Annotated in this window: 17 protein-coding genes; 9 read left to right on the top strand and 8 right to left on the bottom strand. The window is 62.5% G+C overall.

Annotated elements, in window-relative coordinates; all coding sequences use genetic code 11:
• Positions 1 to 47: 47 nt before the first annotated feature.
• Genes A5707_RS22050 through A5707_RS22040 form a run of 3 tightly spaced genes read left to right on the top strand, consistent with a single transcriptional unit; the run spans position 48 to position 4,421 of the window.
• Complete coding sequence (locus A5707_RS22050; protein WP_065016557.1) at positions 48 to 2,078, top strand: erythromycin esterase family protein; 2,031 nt, start codon at positions 48 to 50, stop codon at positions 2,076 to 2,078.
• 26 nt (positions 2,079 to 2,104) lie between these two features.
• Positions 2,105 to 3,088, top strand: coding sequence for a 1-phosphofructokinase family hexose kinase (locus tag A5707_RS22045; RefSeq protein ID WP_065016556.1), 984 nt, complete (start codon positions 2,105 to 2,107; stop codon positions 3,086 to 3,088).
• Between the two features lie 19 nt (positions 3,089 to 3,107).
• Entirely contained in the window at positions 3,108 to 4,421 is a 1,314-nt protein-coding gene (locus A5707_RS22040; RefSeq protein ID WP_065016555.1) for an acyltransferase family protein, read from the top strand.
• Here A5707_RS22040 and A5707_RS22035 read toward each other — a convergent pair.
• Both A5707_RS22035 and A5707_RS22030 read right to left on the bottom strand, forming a co-directional pair.
• Entirely contained in the window at positions 4,396 to 5,679 is a 1,284-nt protein-coding gene (locus A5707_RS22035) for a phosphatidylserine decarboxylase family protein (RefSeq protein ID WP_197495403.1), read from the bottom strand. The genes A5707_RS22040 and A5707_RS22035 overlap by 26 nt on opposite strands.
• A 142-nt stretch (positions 5,680 to 5,821) precedes the next feature.
• Positions 5,822 to 6,706 carry a universal stress protein gene (locus A5707_RS22030; RefSeq protein WP_065016554.1) on the bottom strand — a complete coding sequence of 295 codons (885 nt, stop codon included), beginning with the start codon at positions 6,704 to 6,706 and terminating at the stop codon, positions 5,822 to 5,824.
• Positions 6,707 to 6,926: 220 nt separating this feature from the next.
• On the opposite strand from A5707_RS22030, the gene A5707_RS22025 reads away from it, so the two are divergent.
• Together A5707_RS22025 and otsB are read left to right on the top strand one after the other, a co-directional pair.
• Positions 6,927 to 7,907, top strand: coding sequence for an Acg family FMN-binding oxidoreductase (locus tag A5707_RS22025; RefSeq protein WP_156658267.1), 981 nt, complete (start codon positions 6,927 to 6,929; stop codon positions 7,905 to 7,907).
• A 22-nt stretch (positions 7,908 to 7,929) separates the two neighbouring features.
• The gene (gene otsB, locus A5707_RS22020; RefSeq protein WP_065016553.1) at positions 7,930 to 11,577 is read left to right on the top strand and encodes a trehalose-phosphatase; all 3,648 of its coding nucleotides are present in this window, start codon (positions 7,930 to 7,932) and stop codon (positions 11,575 to 11,577) included.
• A 29-nt stretch (positions 11,578 to 11,606) separates the two neighbouring features.
• Here the strand turns inward: otsB and A5707_RS22015 are convergent, their stop codons facing one another.
• Entirely contained in the window at positions 11,607 to 13,013 is a 1,407-nt protein-coding gene (locus A5707_RS22015; RefSeq protein ID WP_065016552.1) for a wax ester/triacylglycerol synthase family O-acyltransferase, read from the bottom strand.
• A gap of 107 nt (positions 13,014 to 13,120) precedes the next feature.
• On the opposite strand from A5707_RS22015, the gene A5707_RS22010 reads away from it, so the two are divergent.
• On the top strand, positions 13,121 to 13,564 hold the full coding sequence (locus tag A5707_RS22010; protein ID WP_065016551.1) for a pyridoxamine 5'-phosphate oxidase family protein: 444 nt from the start codon (positions 13,121 to 13,123) through the stop codon (positions 13,562 to 13,564).
• 82 nt (positions 13,565 to 13,646) lie between these two features.
• On the opposite strand, the gene A5707_RS22005 is transcribed toward A5707_RS22010, so the two are convergent.
• The 3 genes from A5707_RS22005 to A5707_RS21990 all read right to left on the bottom strand — a co-directional run bounded on the left by A5707_RS22005 (position 13,647) and on the right by A5707_RS21990 (position 16,498).
• On the bottom strand, positions 13,647 to 14,078 hold the full coding sequence (locus A5707_RS22005) for a hypothetical protein (RefSeq protein ID WP_197495402.1): 432 nt from the start codon (positions 14,076 to 14,078) through the stop codon (positions 13,647 to 13,649).
• 451 nt (positions 14,079 to 14,529) lie between these two features.
• Positions 14,530 to 15,411, bottom strand: a complete 882-nt coding sequence (locus A5707_RS21995; RefSeq protein WP_065016548.1) for a 3-oxoacyl-[acyl-carrier-protein] synthase III C-terminal domain-containing protein — start codon at positions 15,409 to 15,411, stop codon at positions 14,530 to 14,532.
• Positions 15,395 to 16,498: a 3-oxoacyl-ACP synthase III family protein gene (locus A5707_RS21990; protein ID WP_065016547.1), complete on the bottom strand. Its 1,104-nt coding sequence runs from the start codon at positions 16,496 to 16,498 to the stop codon at positions 15,395 to 15,397. The genes A5707_RS21995 and A5707_RS21990 overlap by 17 nt, the downstream gene beginning before the upstream one ends.
• 249 nt (positions 16,499 to 16,747) lie before the next feature.
• On the opposite strand from A5707_RS21990, the gene A5707_RS21985 reads away from it, so the two are divergent.
• Both A5707_RS21985 and A5707_RS21980 read left to right on the top strand, forming a co-directional pair.
• Complete coding sequence (locus A5707_RS21985) at positions 16,748 to 18,394, top strand: NAD-dependent malic enzyme (RefSeq protein WP_065016546.1); 1,647 nt, start codon at positions 16,748 to 16,750, stop codon at positions 18,392 to 18,394.
• Between the two features lie 38 nt (positions 18,395 to 18,432).
• On the top strand, positions 18,433 to 19,338 hold the full coding sequence (locus A5707_RS21980; RefSeq protein WP_065016545.1) for a universal stress protein: 906 nt from the start codon (positions 18,433 to 18,435) through the stop codon (positions 19,336 to 19,338).
• A gap of 84 nt (positions 19,339 to 19,422) precedes the next feature.
• Here A5707_RS21980 and A5707_RS21975 read toward each other — a convergent pair whose 3' ends face one another.
• A complete protein-coding gene (locus A5707_RS21975; RefSeq protein WP_065016544.1) occupies positions 19,423 to 20,019 on the bottom strand; it encodes a hypothetical protein in 597 nt (198 codons plus the stop codon).
• 157 nt (positions 20,020 to 20,176) lie between these two features.
• On the opposite strand from A5707_RS21975, the gene A5707_RS21970 reads away from it, so the two are divergent.
• On the top strand, positions 20,177 to 20,995 hold the full coding sequence (locus A5707_RS21970; protein WP_065016543.1) for a universal stress protein: 819 nt from the start codon (positions 20,177 to 20,179) through the stop codon (positions 20,993 to 20,995).
• Here the strand turns inward: A5707_RS21970 and A5707_RS21965 are convergent.
• Positions 20,992 to 21,273: a DUF1876 domain-containing protein gene (locus A5707_RS21965; RefSeq protein WP_065016542.1), complete on the bottom strand. Its 282-nt coding sequence runs from the start codon at positions 21,271 to 21,273 to the stop codon at positions 20,992 to 20,994. The two genes, A5707_RS21970 and A5707_RS21965, sit on opposite strands and share 4 nt — an antisense overlap.
• Positions 21,274 to 21,312 lie beyond the last annotated feature (39 nt).

Genomic DNA, 21,312 nt, shown 5'->3' with positions numbered 1-21,312 from the left:
GCGTACCTGGATCCGGCCTATCCATAGCACACGGCAGGTTTGTGAGCATGACCAAAGCAATGCGTATCGGCAACAACGCACCGGACCGCGTATTTCGCGACCGGCGCGAAGCGGGCCGGGTTCTGGGCAGCCTTCTGCAGGCCTACCGCGAGAGGCCCGATGTGGTGGTATTGGGCCTGGCTCGTGGCGGGGTACCGGTCGCGTGGGAGGTCGCAGCTGCGCTACGGGCGCCGCTCGATGCGTTCATCGTGCGTAAACTCGGTGTACCGGGTCACGAGGAATTCGCTGCGGGCGCACTGGCCAGCGGTGGTCGGGTGGTGATCAACGACGACGTCGTACGAGGCCTGCGGATCACCCCTCAGCAGTTACGCGATGTCGCCGAACGCGAGGCCCGCGAGCTGATCAGGCGCGAAACGGCCTATCGCGATGGCCGCCCACCAATCGACGTGACCGGAAAAACGGTGATCCTCGTTGACGACGGGCTGGCGACTGGCGCCAGCATGTTGGCCGCAGTTCAAGCCCTGCGCGATGCCGAACCGGCCCAAATCGTAATTGCGGTACCGGCGGCGCCTGAGTCCTCCTGCCGCGAATTCGCCGGCCTGGTCGACGACATGGTCTGCGCATCAATGCCTAGCCCGTTTCTGGCGGTAGGCGCGTCGTTTTGGGACTTCCGGCAAGTTAGCGACGACGAGGTCCGTACACTGCTGGCCACCCCGCCGGTGCGAGAGACGGTGCCGGTCGCAGAGACGGCGGCCGAGAACATCCGACGCTTCGCCGTTGACGCACCGGGTGGTGTTCCACCGCGAGAAGCGTTGTCGGAGTTGGTCGGTGACGCGCGCATCGTGCTGATAGGGGAGGGCTCGCACGGTACCCACGAGTTCTACGAGGCCCGAGCCGAAATCACCAAGTGGCTGATCGAGGATCAGGGGTTCTGCGCGGTGGCTGCTGAAGCCGACTGGCCAGATGCCTACCGCGTCAATCGTTATGCGCGCGGGCAAAGCGCGGACACCACCGCGGAGGAAGCATTGCGGGGTTTCGAACGCTTTCCCTCGTGGATGTGGCGCAACGCGGTGGTCCGCGACTTCGTCGAATGGCTGCGGGCCAATAACCAGCGGTGCGAAGCAGGCTGTGGCCGCCAAACCGGCTTCTACGGCCTGGATCTCTACAGCCTGCATCGGTCAATGCATGAGGTGGTCTGCTACCTCGACAAGATCGATCCGGTGGCCGCGGCCCGCGCCCGAGCGCGCTACGCGTGCTTCGACCACGTCTCGGCTGATGATGGTCAGGCGTACGGATTCGGGGCTGCTTTCGGAGCCGGGCCATCATGCGAGCGCCAGGCTATCGAGCAACTCGTCGATATCCAACGCAACGCGTTTGACTACGCACGCCGCGACGGGCTACTCGCCGAGGACGAGCTGTTCTACGCGGAGCAGAACGCACAGGTGGTGCGCAATGCGGAGCGCTACTACCGCGCGATGTTCAGCGGGCGCGTCACATCATGGAATTTGCGGGACAACCATATGGCCCAAACGCTGGAGGCGCTACTGGCGCACCTAGATCGCCACCAGGAGCCCGGGTCTGCGCGAATTGTCGTGTGGGCACACAATTCTCATGTCGGCGACGCGCGGGTGACCGAAGTGTCTGCGGACGGTCAGCTGACGCTGGGCCAACTCGTCCGCGAACGCTTTGGTGACGACTGCCGATTGATCGGGCTGAGCACTTACACCGGCACCGTGACTGCCGCCAGCGAATGGGGCGGCGCGGCCGAACGGAAAGCGGTTCGGCCGGCGCTGCCGGGCAGCGTGGAGGAACTGTTCCACGAATCTGGTAAAGGCGCGTTCATGGTGTCTTCAGCCGGCGGCGCGGCAACAGCCTTGGATGTGGTCAGGCTAGGCCGCGCCATCGGCGTGATCTACCTTCCCTCGACCGAAAGGCAAAGCCATTACTACCACGTCCGTCCGATGCATCAGTTCGACGCGATGATTCACATCGAGAACACGCACGCGCTCGAGCCGCTCGACGCGACAAGCCAATGGATCACCGGCGAGACGCCGGAAACCTACCCAAGTGGTTTGTAAAGCCAGTGGAGTACCGGAGGTACACGATGGATACAGTCGCGGCGCCCTATGGCCATCGGACCAAAATCGTGACCTTGACGATGAATCCTGCCCTCGACATCACGACCAGCGCAGAGCAGGTGCGGCCTACGGACAAGATCCGTTGCCAGGGTGCCCGCTATGACCCTGGCGGCGGCGGCATCAACGTGGCGCGGGTCGCGCGGGTGCTTGGCGCTCCGGCCGTAGCGGTTTTTCCCGTTGGCGGCCAAGCCGGCGATATGCTGACCAATCTGCTAGCCGAGGAAGGGGTTCCGTTTCACGGAGTCAACATCGCTGGTATCACCCGGGAGAGTTTCACTGTCAATGAAGAAAGCACCGGACAGCAGTACCGGTTCGTCCTGCCAGGACCACGGCTGAGCTTCGCCGAACGCGCTCAGTGCGTCCACGATCTGCGCTATATCGCGAAATCCGCGCAGTTCGTCGTGGCGAGCGGCAGCTTGCCGGTCGGTGTACCTAACGATTTTTATCAGTGCGTCGCAGACGTCTGCCGAGACATCGGAGCGCGGCTGATCCTGGATACGTCGGGTACCGGTCTGCAGCACGTTACGTCGGGCGTGTTCCTCCTCAAACCGAGCGTACGAGAACTACGCGAATGCGTGCGGCGCGAACTGACGGCGGAACAAGACCAGATCGACGCGGCGCGCGAACTGATCCAGCGTGGGTTCACCGAAAATGTCGTGGTATCAGTGGGCGCTGAGGGCGCATTGTTGGTCACGCGACAGGACAGCCAACGGTTTCCGGCGATTCATATGCGTTCGGGTAGTGGTGTGGGCGCCGGGGACGCGATGGTCGCTGCGATCACGGTTGGTTTAACGCGTGGATGGCCGCTCGCCAAATCCGTTCGCTATGGAATCGCAGCCGGCGCCGCCATGCTGATGACACCTGGGACCGCTGTCTGCAATCGCGGCGACGTCGAGCGCATTTTCGACCTCGTCGCCGCGCCTGCGGATCTCGACGCGACGTGCCCTTAGTTGCGACGGGCGCGAACTGATGGACCAGCCCGATACCGCCCGACAAGTCCGCGATCTGGCGGTGGACTTCTACCGGGTATCGGGTGTCAGTCTCATTGTGCTGGGCCACTGGCTCGCTGCCTGTGTGACCTATCGCGAAGGCGAGTTCGGTCGGCAGAACCCGCTGGTCGACCAGCCTTGGACACAATGGTTGACCTGGCCCTTCCAGGCAGTCCCGGTGTTTTTCCTCGTGGCCGGTTACGCGGGTGCCGTGTCGTGGATGCATCGGTGCGAACTCGACGGAATCCCGCGCCATACCTGGCTTCGGCATCGGCTGGCCAGGGTGCTAGGTCCGACTGCGGTTTACGCCGGACTGGTGTCGCTAGTTGTGATGATTCTCGCTGCTTGTGGCGTGGCCCGGCCCGCGCTCGACTACGCCGGTTGGGCGGTGGCGATGCACCTGTGGTTCCTCGCCGTCTACATGGTCGTGGTATCACTGACGCCCATGGCGATTGCCGCACATCGTCATTGGGGGCTGCGCGTGCCGATGACGCTCGCAGCGGTACTCGCGGTGACGGACGTCGTCTCGATACACGGAGGCGTGCCCTACATCGGCGCACTGAACTACCTGATGTGCTGGGGTCTGCTGTATCAGCTCGGAATCGCCTGGCACGGCGGAATGTTAGCGGGTACCAGATCGGTCGTGCTCGCCGCCGGGTCCGCGGCCGCGCTCGCATTGCTCATCGGGCTCGCGCACTATCCGGTCAGCATGATCGGTGTTCCCGGCCAAACGGTGGAGAACTCGTCGCCGCCCTCGGTGGCAATGCTGGCATTTGCATGCGCGCAGACCGGTGCGGCGATGGCGATCGCACCCTTGCTCAACCGTATGCTTCGCCCCGGTGTCGTGCAGCGTGTGCTGCACACCGCAAACGCCAATGTGATGGCCCTTTACCTCTGGCATATGGTGCCGGTCATCATCGTGGCACTTGTGGGCTACCCCTTCGGACTGTTGCCGCAACCGATTGAAGGGACTGCGGCGTGGTGGCTGACCCGGCTGGAATGGGTGATCATCCTGGCCATGCTGACAGCGGCCGAGATGTCGGTGTTATGGTGGCGGCGAAGCTTTTTCGCGGCGCCATTACCCATGGTGGGAGTGTCGCTCACAACCCGGTGGGGCGAACCGGTTATGCTGGCCGGCGCCGCCATGGCGGCCTATGGTATCTGGTTGTTCGCTGGTGCAGGCTTCGCTCCATCGGGCCGCTTTCCGTGGGTCACCGGGCTGATATTCGGTGTTGGCGTCGTCCTAGTGGCGTTGCGTCCTAGAGAGGTCAACCAGCGGCCGATCGGCGGGTAACCCGCTCCGAGGCAACGGCGAGCTTCGAGCGAACAGGGACCTGCGGCATATTTGAATCGTTCGCCCGCGGAATGGCGGCAAGGGCGAAATCGGCGATCACGCCTGGGCGAAAGACGAGGCAGTAGGTCGACCCTCCGAACTGGAAGTAGCCGAGTTCCTCTCCTTTTGCGACGTGGTAGCCGGGCACAATGTTCTGGTCGATGAGGCAGGACGAGACCTCGGCTATCCCGACGCCGACGAAAGCCAGCAGGCCGATGACCGGATCGTCGGCCCGGATGAGGATGATCGCGCGCGCCGCGACATGCGCAAGGTAGGGCTGTGAATCCGGGGGTAGCAGCACGTCCCAACTCTCCGAAACGGCCTCTGAATAATAGGTGCCCCCTTCGACAAACGCCCGGACAATCGTCCCGGCCACTGGGCTATTCCAACGGTGATAGTTCATCGCCGTTAGAAATGCCTGATAGACAGTTCCGTCTACGAACTCATCAACCGATTCATCGTTGGCAAGCATATTCTGGAGCGAGTACGGCTGACTTTTAATCCAGAAACGATCGTGTCGCTTGACCCCCGTGGCGATGCGGTAGGGCGTCGACTCGCAAGCGCTGATGATCACCTTTTCGTTCTCCGGCGAGGCGACCGGGCGCTTACCGTCCTTGAAGCGCCGTGTGAAGAAGTCGTTCCAGGAGCCAAAGCCCCAGTGCGCGTCCTGTGGATCGTGCTCGAATTGCTCGATGCTGATCGCGCGGCGGGCGGCAGGGCATTTCCAGCCGGATGGCGAATCGTTGAGCACATACAGCGAGGCGGCGCTGTCGAGGAATCCGCACCAAGCGGTCAAGATTTTTTTGAGCATCGCGTTGATCCGCGCGTCGCGGAAGGCCGCGAATCCCGCCGGTGTGCCCATCGTCCAGTCGAAAATTGCGCACAGCGGCAAGACCACCGCGCTCTCGCCATATTCCGGTGCCATTGTCAAGACCCCGTTGATCAGCCGTAGCATCTGCTCGAAGCTGTGCAGGTGGCGGTTGCGGTACGGCTTGGTGCGCGGCACCTGTTCGATCATCTGATGTACGTACATGTGCACGATCGGATCGGTGTCGACCAGTCGCTGAAATTCCGTGAGTACGGGATGCATCGCGACCCGCTCGCCTTGCGCCTGCACTCGCTCTCGGTGACCGGTAAGCCACGATTCCAAGTCGCCGTGATCGCGCGGCAGCCAACCGGCCCGGCGATGCACATCCGGCGAATCGTGCAGAGTCGTCACAAGTACCAAATCTAACGGCGATGGCCTGGATTGATCCTGAAACGTTCGAATGCCCGGCTCTCCGGTTCGCCCGATCATTGCCGTGAGTCAGTTGTCGGGCGAGTACTGCATCAGGCCGAACGGACCCGAAACGCGCTGTCGGCTATGACTCGCGAGCGATGATGATCGGCATTCGGCCCGAGTGGGCCAGCGCCGCGCTGACCGACCCCAGCAGCATGCCGGCAAACCCGCCCCATCCGTGACTACCGACAACCGTCAACTGTGCCGATTCCGACTGCTTTATCAGGTGATAAATGGGGTGGTCGCATTCGACCAGGCGTCGCACTCTCACCTCGGGGTAGCGGTCTTGCCAACCGGCCAGACGCTCGGCGAGGATCTCCTCCGCTTGGGGTTTCATCGCGGGCCAGTCGATAGGGGGAAAATCGTTCACTTCGACGTCGCTCCAGACGTGCAGAGCGACGAGCTCCACACCCCGCCACGAGGCCTCGTCGAAGGCGATCGCGGTCGCGAGATCCGACATCGGCGATCCGTCGATGCCCACGAGCACCGGTGCCTGGGCCGGATGCGTCATCAAGGGGTCTTCGTCGTGGATGATCGCAACCGGGCAGTGCGCGTGCTGTATCAAGTTTGAGCTCACCGAGCCGAGCAGCGTGCGGGCTAATGCCCCTCGCCCCCGGGAGCCCACGACGACCATCTGGGCCTCTTTAGACAAGTCGACCATGGTCGGAACGATGGGTGCGAACACCACCGCGCTTTCGATCTTGACCGGACCGCCGCTTGGGGTGCTCTGCTGTGCGATCTTGACCGCGTCGTCAATGATCGCCTGCCCCCGCTCTAACTGCCACCGCGCAAACGCCGTGGGCATCGGCGCTTTCGGTAGCGTCACTCCAAGGGGCTTGACGGCATGCACGATCGTGAGCCGGACATTACGCATCGCGGCGTCGCGGGCCGCCCAATCGACGGCGTAGTTCGAGGCAGGTGATCCGTCAACGCCGACCAAGATGCCCGGACTTGTCGGGGCAGACATTTTGCGTCTCCTCACAACTAGGACAACGGTCACTGCGGCCGTTACCGCCAACGTTAGGAGAATTCGATTCCTTGGTTCAGGAGGCTTAAGTCACTCGCGACCTCGCCATAAGCCCTCGATGTGGGCGCGGGCCAATGGTCTTTCCGTCGGGACCAAGGACTCTGCGGACCCTGCGCAGCGACGGCTAGGGTCGACGGCAGAGCGCAACCAAGGAGCCGACATGCCTCAAACGGTGCCCGACATCGCCGTCATTAAGACGGCGGTGCTGTTGGCATGCCGCGCTCCATCGGTGCATAACAGCCAGCCGTGGAGCTGGGATTTCAAAGGCCAAGTGTTGCAGCTTTTCCTCGATCAGCACCGGAGGGTGCCTAGCGCGGATCGTTCCGGTCGAGAGGCAATTATCAGTTGCGGCGCGGTCCTGGATCATCTTCGTGTCGCGATGATGGCGGCCGGTTGGCACGCGATTGTCGATCTGTTTCCCAACCCCAACGATTTGGACCATTTGGCGTCGATCGAATTCACACCACTCGATTTTGTCACCGACACTGCCCGCCAGCGCGCAGACGTGATCCTGCAGCGGCGAACGGATCGGCTTCCCCTAGGTCGTCCCACGTACTGGCTGTCGTTTGAACCAGTGTTGTGCAGCTGTGTCGACGAAGGCATTGCAATGGTCGATGTGCTCGCCGATGACGCGCGGCCGCAACTGGCCAGAGCCTCGCAGCTCACCGAAGCGCTGCGCCGCGACGATGCGTCATATCACGCCGAACTCCAATGGTGGACATCACGATTCGCGTTGTCTGAAGGCGTGCCGCCAGACGCGCTGGCTTCCGACTCGGAACGCCGACGCGTCGACGTGGCGCGCGACTTTCCCGGTCGTGGTGCGGCCGAGCGTCGCACCGACGTCGCCGTGGACTGGTCAAAGATCGTTGTGCTGTCCACTGCTGAGGACAGCCGCCGCGACGCACTAGGTTGCGGCGAAGCTCTGTCCACGGTGCTGCTTGAGTGCACGATGGCCGGTATGGCGACTTGCACACTGACCCATCTGATCGAAATAGACCAAAGCCGTGACATCGTGCGTGGGCTTATTGGCGGACGCGGGGAGCCGCAGGTGTTGATCCGCGCTGGGATAGCACCACCCATGGAAGACCTTCCTGCGGCGACACCGCGACGGCCGCTCGGCGAGGTATTGACAATCCATTAGCACCGGGTTCGAGGCGGTGGTTATGACGGTGACGGTCGATCCGCGCTACTACGACGCGGTGGTCTTCGATCTTGACGGCGTAGGGACGGATGCGGCAGTGGTTGCTTCCGTCGTCGCACTCGTACGTAAGTTGCGCGACGCCGGGGTGCGAACGGGCGTGCATTCGTCGCGCCCTGATTGCCAACAGGGCGTCACTACTGCCGGTGTTATTGACGACGTGTTTCCTGTTCAGGTTGAAGGCGCCGGGGCCCCGGAGGCGACCGTATTGCTCGAGACCGCAAGGCGCCTCGATGTGCCGGCCGGCCGATGCATCGCCATCGAAGGTTCCGCGGCCGGGGTGAGCGCAGGCCGTGAGGCGGGCTTCGGCCTTGTCATCGGTATCGACAGAACTGAGGGTGGCGACGAGCTGCGCCGAAACGGCGCTGATGCGGTGGTGGACGACCTCGCGGGTATCGCGGTGCGATCCGGTGATCGCCGGATTTCGACGCTTCCCGATGCGCTGGCATCGTATGGCCAAATCGCCGCGGCGGCCGCGGCTCGACGTGTCGCGGTACTGCTCGACTTCGATGGAACCATGTCGGCCATCGTCGACGATCCCGACGCCGCCACTTTGGTCGAAGGCGCCGCGGACGCGCTTGAGGCGTTGGTCGCCCAGTGCGACGTTGCTGTGATTTCCGGACGTGACCTGGCCGACGTAGCCTCGCGTGTCGGTCTGCCGGGCATCTGGTACGCGGGCAGTCACGGCTTTGAATTGACCGCACCTGACGGCACCCGGCAGCAATACGAAGCCGCTGCGTCGGCCGTCGATGCGCTCGGGCGGGCGGCAGCCGAATTGCGGGCACGGTTTGCCCAGTCCCACGGTGTTCGCGTGGAGCACAAGCGATTTGCGGTAGCCGTCCATTACCGCAATGCCGCACCGGATGCGGTCGGCGAGGTGACAGCCGCCGTACATGCAGTGGGCCAGCGCAGTGGCCTTCGGGTCACCGCCGGACGCAAGGTCGTCGAACTGCGGCCGGATATCGCGTGGGACAAGGGCACCATGCTGCAGTGGATCCTGCACAGGATCGCCCAGCCCGATCCGGTCTTGCCGGTCTACATCGGCGACGATCTCACCGACGAGGACGCGTTCGACGCGGTGCGAGACAATGGCGTCGGGATCGTCGTGCGCCACGACGAGGACGGCGACCGCCCCTCGGCCGCCCGGTTCGCGTTGGGCGGTCCCGACGCGGTTCGCGAATTCCTCGATCGGTTGGCACAAGAGCTAGCCGCTGCGCGCGACCAAAATCGTAATCCGTGGACAATCACCTTCGGGGGGTATGACCCTGGTGCCGAACTGCTGCGCGAAGCGTTGTGCACGGTGGGCAACGGGTATTTCGCCACGCGCGGCTGTGCACCGGAGTCAACGGCGGGAGACGTTCATTATCCGGGCACCTACGCTGCCGGCATCTACAACCGCCTCACTGACTGCATCGAGGGCCGGACGGTCAGCAACGAAAGCCTGGTGAACCTGCCAAACTGGCTGCCGTTGACATTCCGGATCGAGGCCGGGCCGTGGTTCGACACCGGCAATGTCGAGCTGTTGTCGTATGTGCAAACCTTGGACCTGCGGCGGGCGATATTGATCAGAGAGTTCCGCTTCCGTGACCCCCAGGGTCGTGTCAGCGCGGTGACCCAACGCAGATTCGTATCAATGCACCAACCCCACGTGGCCGCCTTGGAAACAACGGTGAGTGCCGAAAACTGGTCAGGAACAATCGAATTTCGGTCGACAATAGATGGGGACGTGCAGAACCGCCTGGTAAAGCGCTACCGAAATCTGTCCGGTAAGCACCTGGCAGTGACTGCAGTGGGCGAGTTGTCCGATGATTCCGTGCTTTTGGGGGCTATCACGGTGACATCGCGGATACCGGTCGCCGTCGCGGCTCGCACCACCGTGTGGTGTAGCGGCACGCTCGTGCGCGCCGACTATCGTCCGGTACAGGATTCAACCCGCATCGGTCACGAAATCGCAGTCGACCTGACGGTCGGCCAATCGGTGACTCTGGAGAAGGTCGCCACCATCGTCACCGGCCGCGACCGAGCGATATCCCAACCTGGCGACGAGGCTGAGCGAGACCTACGCCAACTCGGTCGGTTCGCTCAGCTCCTGCGAAATCACAAACTCATGTGGGGACAACTGTGGGAACGATTCAACATCGACATCGGTGACAACCCCGACGAACTCCGGATCGTGCGCCTGCATTTGTTACACCTGTTGCAAACCCTCTCACCACGCACTGCTGACCTCGATGTCGGGGCGCCGGCGCGGGGACTGCACGGCGAGGCCTACCGCGGGCACATCTTCTGGGACGAATTGTTGATTTTTCCGGTCCTGAACATGCATCTCCCGATGGTCACCCGATCCCTGTTGCAGTATCGCTATAGGCGGTTGCCTCAAGCCCGCCGCGCCGCCGCCGAAGCCGGCTACGCCGGTGCGATGTTTCCCTGGCAATCCGGCAGCGACGGTCGGGAAGAAAGTCCAGAGCTGCACCTGAACCCGCGATCGGGCCGATGGAACCCCGACCCCAGCGCCCGCGCCCACCACAGCGGCATCGCCGTCGCCTACAACGTCTGGCAGTACTACCAGGTGACCGGCGACATCGACTATCTGGTCGACTACGGTGCGGAATTGCTCGTCGAAATCGCCAGATTCTGGGTGAGTATGGCCAGCTTCGACAGCGCGCATGAACGCTATGTGATCCGCGGCGTCATCGGACCCGACGAGTTCCACTCGGGCTATCCCGGACGCTTCTACGAGGGCGTCGATAACAACGCCTACACCAACGTCATGGTGGTCTGGGTGATTTTGCGGGCGATGGAAGCGCTCGAGTTGCTGCCGTTGTCGGACCGGATCGATCTGTTGGAACGGCTCGGCATCGACAGCCCGGAAATCGGCCGATGGCAGGACGTGACCCACCGCATGTTCGTGCCGTTTCACGACGGCGTGATTAGCCAATTCGAGGGCTACGAGCAGCTGGCCGAGCTGAATTGGCCTGCGTACCGCCGGCGGTACGGCAACATCGGTCGTCTGGACCGGATTCTGGAGGCGGAGAACGACAACGTCAACCACTACAAGGCGTCGAAGCAGGCCGATGCGCTGATGCTGTTCTATCTGCTCTCCGCCGACGAGCTCCGTGAATTGTTAGCTCGACTCGGCTACCGATTCACGCCGGAACAGATCCCGAAAACCATTGACTACTACCGGTCCCGCACCTCACATGGATCGACCTTGAGTGCCGTCGTGCATTCCTGGGTGCTGACCCGCGGTAACCGGGACCAGGCGCTGAAATATTTCCGCCAGGTCCTGCTGTCTGACATCGCAGACATTCAAGGCGGTACTGCCGCCGAGGGCATTCACCTGGCTGCGATGGCCGGCAGCGTCGACCTGATCCAGCGATGTTTCACCGGCCTGGAATTTCGCTCCGATCGCATCGTGCTGAGTCCATTGTGGCCGAAAGCACTTGGAAAACTTGCATTTCCGTTGCGGTATCGCGGTCATCGTCTGCACCTGGAAGTCAACGGACGCCGGGCTAAGGTCAGCTCGGACTCGGAGCAGTCTTATGCGATCGACATCGAGTGTCGTGGCGAGGTACAGCGTCTGGTGCCTGGTCATACCGTCAAGTTCTCGTGAGGACGCACCCAACGCGATACCTCAAACCGTCAGGCGGGCTTTCGAGTGCCGGCACCTTTGCGCTGGCGTCGACGGGGCAGGCTGAGCTCCGTGAGTCGAGCAACAGCGTGTTCGATGCCGGTACTGAGCCGATCGACGTCGGGTGCGTTGTCGTGGTCAGCGGTGATACCGAAAACAAAACTGTCCGCGTAGCTCACCATCGCGATGCCGGTGCGCAGGCCCAGGGCAATCGGTGGCACCGGCAAAACCTCCAGCACCTCACGACCCATCAGCTTTTGCCGACTACGTGGCCCGGGAACATTGGTCGCCAAAGCGGCCACCGCACGCTGCGGCAACCGGGTCAGGAACCGAATGGTCCAGGCCGACAATGCAAATGGCATTGTATCGGCCATCAATAGAAAGGCGCTGGCGCCTTCCCGCTGGCCACTGTCCTTGGTTTTCATCATCCGGCAGTGCACGATTTGGAGTTGCCTGACCGGGTCTGGTTCGTCGATGGGCAATAGCGGTAGCATCGCCGAGGCACGGTTGTCGGTTCGGTGTAAGTCTTTCATCGACCGGACCGACACAGGGACCAAGGTGCGCAACGAATTATGGCGCGGCTCTTCTCCGCGACCCAATAACAGATTGCGGTAGCTGTCGGTGATTGCGGCCAGTGCCACATCATTGAGCGTGACATCGAAAGCCCGGCAAACCTTTTGCATCTCGCTGAGTTTGACTCGGGCCACGGTGTAGCGCCGCAGGGTTGTCACCGGCCCAGTCAGCGACGACCTGGGCGGTGAACTCAGCAGACTCGACGTCAGCTCGGTCACGCCGACCGCGGCGTGTTCTGCGGCAGCGGCCGCGGCGACCGCGACATGCCAAGTCCCCGACAACCAGGCCAGCAGGTTCATGCTCAGCGCGGGCACGTGCAGCGCTGGCCTTTCTGGCTCCTTGGCAGCGCGAATATTGCCCGCGAAAGTATCGCCCGGACCACCGTCGCTGAGCTGTGCCAGCATCTGGGTGGCGGCAATGCCGTCGGCGATGCAGTGATGAAGTTTCACCAGGACCGCCCACCGGTCGTCGGTGAGGCCTTCGATGATCCAGCACTCCCATAATGGACGCTCACGATCGAGGCGCTGTTGCATGACTGTCGCGATCATCCGGAACAGTTCGGCGTCGGCGCCGGGATCCGGTAGTGCGACACGATATACGTGATGCGAAATGTCGAACTGTGGGTCTTCCGCCCATTCGGGTGATCCGAGGTCGAGCGGATGAGTATGGAGTATTTGGGTGCAACGGGGGATCGCGCGTATGCGCTCGGCGAACGCCGAGACGAGTTCGTCGTATCGGGGAACTGGTCCCGCAATGATCGACACCCCACCGATCGCCAGACTCACGTGCGGGTCGGAGTCCTCAGCCGCCAAAAAGCTGGCATCCAGAGCTGTCAAGTGCTCCATGAGGCCACTGTCCACCCTGTCCGCTGCCACGAACAGGGTCGGAAGTCCTCCGCTTCGGGGACGAAGGGCGCTGTAAGAACCACCCGAGGCGGACATATGGTGACAAGGTGACTAACGAGCGGTCGGATTGCAAGCCGGTCACCCTCCTTTCGGTCAGCGAAAGCTGGGATCGGCTGGCAAGTGTGGCGTTAGGGCGTCTCGTCACAAGCGTCGACGGGCAGCCCGAGATCTTTCCGGTCAACTTCGTCGTCCAGCGCCGCACCGTGCTCTTCCGCACGGCGGAGGGCACCAAGCTGGTCAGCGCTGCCATCAACAATCGGGTTCTTTTCGAGGCCGACGACCACAACGTTGTTGAGGGCTGGAGCGTTGTCGTGAAGGGCACGGCCCGCATGCTGCGTACCGATGAGGAGATCGAAGAGGCGCAGCGGGCGCAGCTGCTACCTTGGACCGCTACGTTGAAACAGCACTACGTTCGGATTCTCCCGACTTCGCTGACGGGCCGTCTTTTCCGGTTCGGCCCCGAACCCCGCCCGGAAGGCCTATCGAGCTAATCCCGGAAGTCGGTCGCAACACGAGGTTGATCACCGGAACTGACCACCGCGGGTGCTGCGGTGGTCAGTTCCGGGGGTTCGATCATGCGGCACGCGGCAGATCCGGAACCGAGCCTGTCGCTTGCGCCGTGGACCGGGTAGGTGTCGGGGCCCAACCGACGTAGGTGAGGTACAGCCCTATCAGTCCCATGATCACAAAGCCGGTCCACCACCAACTCGTCGCATCAAGGGCAGAGTCGGCAACCGAGACGTAGGTCTTGGGAAAAGCCATCAGAAACACCCCCTTGAGGGCCGTCAACCATCCCATTGCTGAAACGAGGACAGGGGCCGCACCACGCCAGTACTGGTGAAGCGCGACGACGATCAAGCCGCTCAGCAGAACGAACGCGCCAGTGACCCAAGGCCATACGAAGTTCGCGTCGAACTCCGAGAGGAGGGTCCGCATATCCGACGTGCGGGCCACAGTTGTGGCAATCACGATGACAAGGAAGGGTCCAATCACCCGGGCGAACATGCGCGTCCTGGTCTGGGCCTGTTGCGAAGTACTCATTGCCATACCTCTTTCCGATATTTGTCATGCCGGGATATTTGAATCCCATTGGGATATCTCACTATTGGACGGCCGGCCGTGAAAGGGACCGAAGTCCCGGATTGTTGGGACATTCGTCCCCTCCGCGGACCGAAACCGGAGGCACGAAATGGCGTTTGTGCGACAACGACGGATGACGAAACCAGCGCCACAGCGCTGACACCACGATGTAGGCCTGCAGCCGAGCCAGCTGCCGATGTTCCGGGATGCGCGAGTGCGCCCAGCCGGATCCGGGCTGCCTCACCGTGACCGAATCGCGTACACCGACCTTCATCACTTATCCCTTTCGCGCCGATTGGTTCTAGCGTTGCCGCACCGTGAGCATTTGGGGTAGAGCAGTACGCCACCAGCGACTGGGCCGAAAGTCCATTGGGCGCTAATGTGCGAGAGGCTGGCGATACAGCGCAGCACCAGCAATGATCCCCGCGCCCGCCGCGACGAGCAGAACCCGCGCGCCGGCCGGCAGACGGCCGGTGGTGCGGTGCAGCGCTGCTACAAGTGAGGCGGTGTGGATCTTTTCGTCAGCTGCGACGGTGATCCGTTCCAGCGGAACGCCGAGTTGTGCCGCAAGCGCGGTGTGGTACCCGCGAAGAGCTGGTGCGGCGACGAGGGCGTCGATGTCTTCGAGTTCGAGCGACGATTTATCGAGACATCCTCGAGCCGCTTCGGCGCCGGCGGCGGCGAGCCGCTGACCGGTGGTGGCGGAACTGTCGAATCGAAGCACATTGCGTGCGTCGCCGAATCCGACCGTGGCGCGAAAGTTCTCGCCATCGTCGGGGCAGTTGGTCCAGTGAAATTGACCCAAGCCGTCGCCGTCCCCGCTCCAGCCGCATAACAGGGCTGCACCCGCCGGCGAGAAGGGGAAGTGCTCGCTCATACCGTGTCCGGGGTCGGCATCGCTGGTCACGATGAGAGCGCGGTCGATCGTATGCGACCGAAGGAATCCGTCGACGACCTGCAGTGCGGTGAGTACCCCGCAGGTACCGTTGGCAACGTCGAAGGAAAACGTGCCGTGCGCACCGGCGTGCGGATCCTCCACGTTCGCGCCGATGTCCTCCTGGATGAGGGCCGCAAGCGCCGGTTCCCCAAGGTTCCGGTCGCGATATATGCCAGCGTTAACCAGGAGGTTCACGTCGTCGGCGTCCCGCCCTGCCCGGCTCAGGCATTGCCTGGCCGCCAACACCGCCAAACGCAGCGCGCTGTGGCGGGTTCGCCAACCGCCGCCGGTGATGTTGAACTGCTCAATGACCGTGCCCATAGCGCTTCACCAAATCCTCGTCCAGGGTGAGCAGAACGACCCCGATTTCCAAGCCGGATGCCAACGCGATCAATGCGACGGTCTCTCCTGGTTGGATGTGCCCGGCTTCGAGTTCTTCAACCAGGGCCACGGTGTGGGTGGTGGAGGCCGTGTTTCCGTAGCGATCCACGGTGATCACCGCATCATGACGGGGAGACTCGCCGAACGAGGCTGACATCGCCGCCATACCTTTGCGGATTGCACGTGCGGAGGTTTGATGGGTGATCACGTGGTCGATGTCATGAATCGAAATACCGGCTGCGTCAAGGACTTCATGCAACAACAGCGGAGTGTTCGAGATCGCCGCACGATGAATGCCCCGAGAATCGGTGAACATCCGTGCGCCCGGGTCGCGGCCCTTGGGATAAGCCAGGCAGAGGCGGCTGTAGTCGGCAACGGTGGTGAAGCCGGCTAACAGCACCCCGGGCGACCCGGCGGGAGCACGTTCAAATAATAGTGCCGCGCCCGCGTCGCCCAACGTCAGCGAGGCCAGTTCTTTGCTCATGATGTTACGAATGTGCTTGGCGGCGTTCTGGCCGAGTTGGGAGATGTATTCGCCGCTGACCACCAGCCCTCGCTCGACGGCGCCCTGCCGGATCCAGTTGTTGAGCACCGTGACACCGGTCAGCATCCCCGCACATGCATTGGAGACGTCGAAGGTCATTGCCTTCTCGGCGCCGATCGCCCGGGCAACGGCGCTGCTCATCGACGGTTCCAGCCATTGGGTGAGGCCGCCGCGAAACTTCGTGATGCTGCAGTTGATCACCACGTCGATCGATGCTGGGTCCTGCTTTGCTTTGGCCAGACAGCCGAACGCGGCCGAGGTTGCCAGACTGTACGAGTCCTCGTCTCCGACGGAGATTCTACGCTCATGTATACCGGTCAGTCGTTCCAGGTCGATGTGCGTGTGATGCCTTGTGGTTGACATCAATTCGTCAGTTGTGAGATGTGTCGGCGGCAAGTGTCGGCCGGCAGCGGCCAGCCGGGTACTGAAGGGCGCTGTGATCCCGTCGTCGGAGACGTCCATCACTAGCCAATGGCTGTCCATCGGAGCAATCACCTCCCCTTACGCGCGGTCCGCCGAGCTCGAACTCGACGTTAGAGAATCTGTGGCGAGACACCAGGGCCATAGGTCCTCCACGAGGTGGGCCTTCGGACTTGACTGCCAAGCGGCACGGGAGAAACGGCGCCGACCCGGAGTCCAAGGTCCCTAGCGACGGCTCGATTTGAGCCATACGGTCAAGGCGCGTAATAACTGCAGCGCATCGGTGGGAGTGGTGGTTGAAAGGATGTGCCGATGAGTGACGACCGTGTGCCGCGGATCCCCCAGGTACTGGTCACCCCGAGCCTCAACCGAGGCGTCGGCTTTACCTACGAGCAGCGGCGACGGCTGGGGCTGAGCGGTCGGCTTCCGCCGGCGGTGCTCACACTTGACCAACAAGCAGAGCGGGTATGGCACCAATTGCAAAGCCTACCTACTGATTTGGGTCGCAATTTGCTGCTCGAACAACTTCATTACCGTCACGAGCTGCTCTACTTCAAGGTGCTGATCGATCACCTTCCCGACCTCGTGCCGGTGGTGTACACGCCCACGGTCGGAGAGGCCATCCAGCGCTTTTCCGATGAATATCGTGGACAGCGCGGACTGTATCTAGGTATCGACCGGCCGGGTGAGATCGCGGAATCTTTCGAAACATTCGGGCTCGGGCCCGAGGGCGTCGACTTGATCGTGTGCACCGACGCCGAATCGATCCTGGGCATCGGCGACTGGGGTGTGGGCGGTATCCAAATCGCCGTGGGAAAGTTGGCGCTCTACACCGCGGGGGCCGGTATCGACCCGCGCCGCTGCATCGCGGTGTCACTTGATGTCGGCACCGACAACGAACAATTGCTCCGCGACCCGTTCTATCTGGGCAACCGCCATGCCCGGCGCCGCGGGCCCGAATACGACCGGTTCATCAGACGCTATATCGAAACCGCTCACCGGCTATTCCCACATGCGATGCTGCATTTCGAAGATTTCGGGCCGGCGAACGCGCGAGCGATCCTGGGCAGATTCGGCGGGGATTACTGCGTGTTCAACGACGACATGCAGGGAACCGGTGTGGTGGTCATGGCCGCCGTGTACGGCGCACTGAAGGTGACCGGCGTCCCGATGCGTGACCAGAAGGTCGTTGTTTTTGGCGCCGGAACCGCCGGTATCGGGATCGCCGACCAGATCCGTGACGCGATAGTGGCCGATGGCGCCACCGTCGAAGAGGCCGCATCCCAGATGTGGCCGATCGACAAGCAGGGCCTGCTGTTTGACGACATGCACGATTTGCGTGATTTCCAGGTTCCATACGCCAAAAGCCGGGGGCGGCTCGGAGTGGCCGCCGAAAGCCACGTGGGTTTGGTTGATGCCATCAAGATGGCCGAGCCCACCATCCTGGTGGGCTGCTCGACGGTGTACGGCGCGTTCACTCGGGAGGTCATTGAGGCGATGGCGGCATTCTGCGAACGGCCGCTGATCTTGCCGCTGTCAAACCCGACCTCCCGCATGGAATGCACACCGGCCGAGGCGTTGGCATGGTCGGGTGGCAAGGCGCTGCTGGCCAGCGGTAGTCCGGCACCTCCGGTGAAATTCGCCGGGGTTACCTACGTGATTAGCCAAGCCAACAATATGCTGGCGTTTCCCGGTATAGGCCTGGGTGTGATTGTCGCCGGCGCCAAACGGGTGACGCAGAATATGCTGCACGCCGCCGCGAAGGCGATTGCGCGCGAGGCCGACCCAACAACTTCGGGCGCTTCACTATTACCGGGTATTCAAAACTTGCGAGCGGTGTCGGCGATGGTGGCCCAAGCTGTCTATCAGGCCGCCGTCGACGACCGGGTTGCCACCAGGGTGCACGACCACGTGTCCTTAGCGGTTCGGGAAGCGATGTGGCAGCCCGAATACGATTAGAGCCCCCATGGGGCGAACGTCAGGGAGGGGCCAGTGGAATGGTCAGCCGTGCAACAAGTTTAGATATCATCGTGGGCGTCGATGGTTCATCAACGTCCGACAGCGCTGTTCGGTGGGCCGCCCACGAGGCCAGGATGCGCAAGGTGCCGCTCGTTCTCGTTCATGTCGTCGTTACGCCGGCGTGGGGTCCGGCGCCTTGGCTCTTGTCGACCGCCCCGCTGCCTCTGCCCGCCGAGGAGGACCGCGCACTAGACGAGTCGGGCCGAAAGATCATCGCCGATGCCATCAAGATCGTCGAAGACAACAGCCATGGTGCGCTTCCGCAAATCAAGAGCGAGCTGTTCTACTCTGTGCCGGTATCGACGCTTGTCGACCTGTCCAAGAAAGCGCAATTGGCGGTGGTTGGATCGCGCGGGCAGCACGCTTTGCATCGTCTTTTGCTCGGATCGGTCAGCACCGGGTTGGTGCATCACGCACACTGCCCGGTGGCGGTGATACACGACGAGATTCCATCCGCACCGGACCGTTCCAAGCTGCCAGTCGTGGTCGGTGTCGACGGATCGCCGGCGTCGGAATTGGCAACCGAGATCGCGTTCGACGAGGCGTCACGGCGGGGTGTGGACTTGGTCGCCCTGCACGCCTGGAGTGACGCGGACGTATCAGGAGTTTCAAGTATCGAATGGTCGGCCCAACAAGCTATCCCGCAGGAGACTTTGGCGGAGCGGCTGGCTGGATGGCGGGAACGATACCCGGACGTCGTCGTTCATCCACGGATCGCATGGGACAAGCCTGCCCGGCATCTCCTCGATGAGTCCGAGTCGGCCCAGCTCGTCGTCGTCGGCAGCCATGGACGCGGCGGATTCACCGGAATGCTGTTGGGGTCCGTCAGCACGGCAGTGGTGCAAGCGGCCCGCGTTCCCGTAATCGTGGCTCGCCGCCACTAACGGAGCGGCTCCTGCTCACTTTGTCTGATGTGATGCGAATGTTGGTGCGCGGTACGTATTCCGTCGGAAAGTTGTGCCGAGCAATCATTGTGCCCAGTTGGTGCGTCCACCGTCGTCCTCCACGAGGTACCAGATATCCCTTTCCCACTGCGCGTCACGCGTGTAGTTGATGCGAGTGCGCACGGTATCTAGCGCCGACGCGGCGGCCAGCGCGAGGCTGAGCCAGGTTACGATTGCAATAACCATCGCGTCGGTTGCAGCGCGCGATATCGGCGATGGCGCAGTGGTCCGGTTGCCGTCGTCGTCCACCCAAATTGCCAGCGGGTCACCGGCTTTGACGAAGCTATCCCAGGTGATCTCGGCGGCGTGGTCAGTGTCGTTCAGATGCCATCGCGCGGATACGGTGTAGGGGATCTCCCGCGGAGCAATCGTCGTGTCAGCGTCTTCGATGGCAATCGCCACGACAGCATGTCTGGTGTGTGCCTGGTCGGCGTATTGCTGGGTGCGGGCATCGTGCACCACAGTGCCGAGTGCGCCCGCACATGCAGCGCCAACCAGAAGGACCAGGACGGCTAGTACGATCGCAATGGCCTCGATGCGATCACTTCTTCGGACCACTGGGTTGCGGCTGAACATCCGAAGAGGCGGCCATGCCGTAGGACGAAGCACGAAATTCTCCATGGCTGCTCCATAGCTCGTTACGAAATCCAGCATGGTTGACCGCCAAGCAAATCCGTAGAGTCCAACGTCCACCCCCGAAAGGGTCCTTCGGCTCCTGTTCGGGAGGCCAGCCCGCCGATAGCGTCGGCGGTGTCGGCTAACTGATCGGGAGCATGCAATGGACAACACGAAGTCACCCGGACCAATTGTCGTTGGCATCGACGGTTCAGCGGCAGCTAACCAAGCGGCCGAATGGGCTATCAAGGAAGCGATCCACCAAGATGTGCCGCTCCGGATGGTCCACGTCATTCAAGCCGTAGAGGCGGCCGATGTGCCGGCCAAGACTTTTGCGCTGGAACGCGAATATGCCGAGAGCGCGTTGCGTGCCGCGTGTGCGATGGTCGAGGGAACCGGCATGCCCGTGAAGATCGAAACCGCTGTACTTCGGGGAGACATCGCTTCAGCGCTGATCGCCGAGTCGAGCAACGCGTCGCTGGTCTGCGTCGGATCGGTCGGAATTGGTCGCATGGCGAGCAGACTGCTGGGTTCGACTGCGGCGACACTTGCCGAACAGGCACACTGCCCGGTGGCAATCATCCGGCACAACGAACATGCAGTGCCGCACCAGTGCGGCTTTATCGCTGTGGTGGTCACGAGTGGCGCCGGCAATGAGGAGGTCGTGCGCTGGGCCATGGAGGAGGCTCGCGTGCGCTCGGCCCCTGTTCTGGCACTGGGCCTTCGGCGTTGGACGCGTTTTGGGCTCGGCTACGCTGGCCTCTATCGGCGCCTCGATGGGTGGCTACGAAAATACCCTGACGTGCAGGTGGAAGTCGGTGTCACTCGTATGAGCCTGCGGCGATATCTCGAGGGCTACAGCGATGCAGTCCAACTCGTCGTCATCGGCAGCGGAAGCGCTGAGACGGCAGCGCAGCTCGTGGGCCCGCACGCTCCAGAGTTCGTTGCCCACGCCGATTGCTCCGTGCTCATCGTGCGCTAGTGGAAGATCACCACTGGCTCGTGCGTGACGTCGTTGATGTCGGATGCTGTTTCGGCGAATAGCTGGTCCGCCAGATCTGTGAGGGCTCGCGCGACCGCGAGTTCATCGCCGATCGGCGGGATATCGCGGTCGGCCGGATTCCGATGAGCCAGACCGGTTCCGATCAGCTCTTGATCGTGCCGACGAAGCCTGGCTGTGGCGCGAGTACTTTTCGGGTGCTTGTCTATCGCCACCTCAACCGTCCACTTCTTCGCCTGTCGAGGATCGCGCTTGCTCATGGTCGGTTCTCCTTGTTAGTCGTTGTTGTTCACTATTCG

It is taken from the genome of Mycobacterium kyorinense (assembly GCF_001672775.1).
Classification (GTDB): domain Bacteria; phylum Actinomycetota; class Actinomycetes; order Mycobacteriales; family Mycobacteriaceae; genus Mycobacterium; species Mycobacterium kyorinense_A.
Note: the sequence above shows the minus strand (reverse complement) of the source record. Positions and strands in the feature narration are given on the sequence as shown.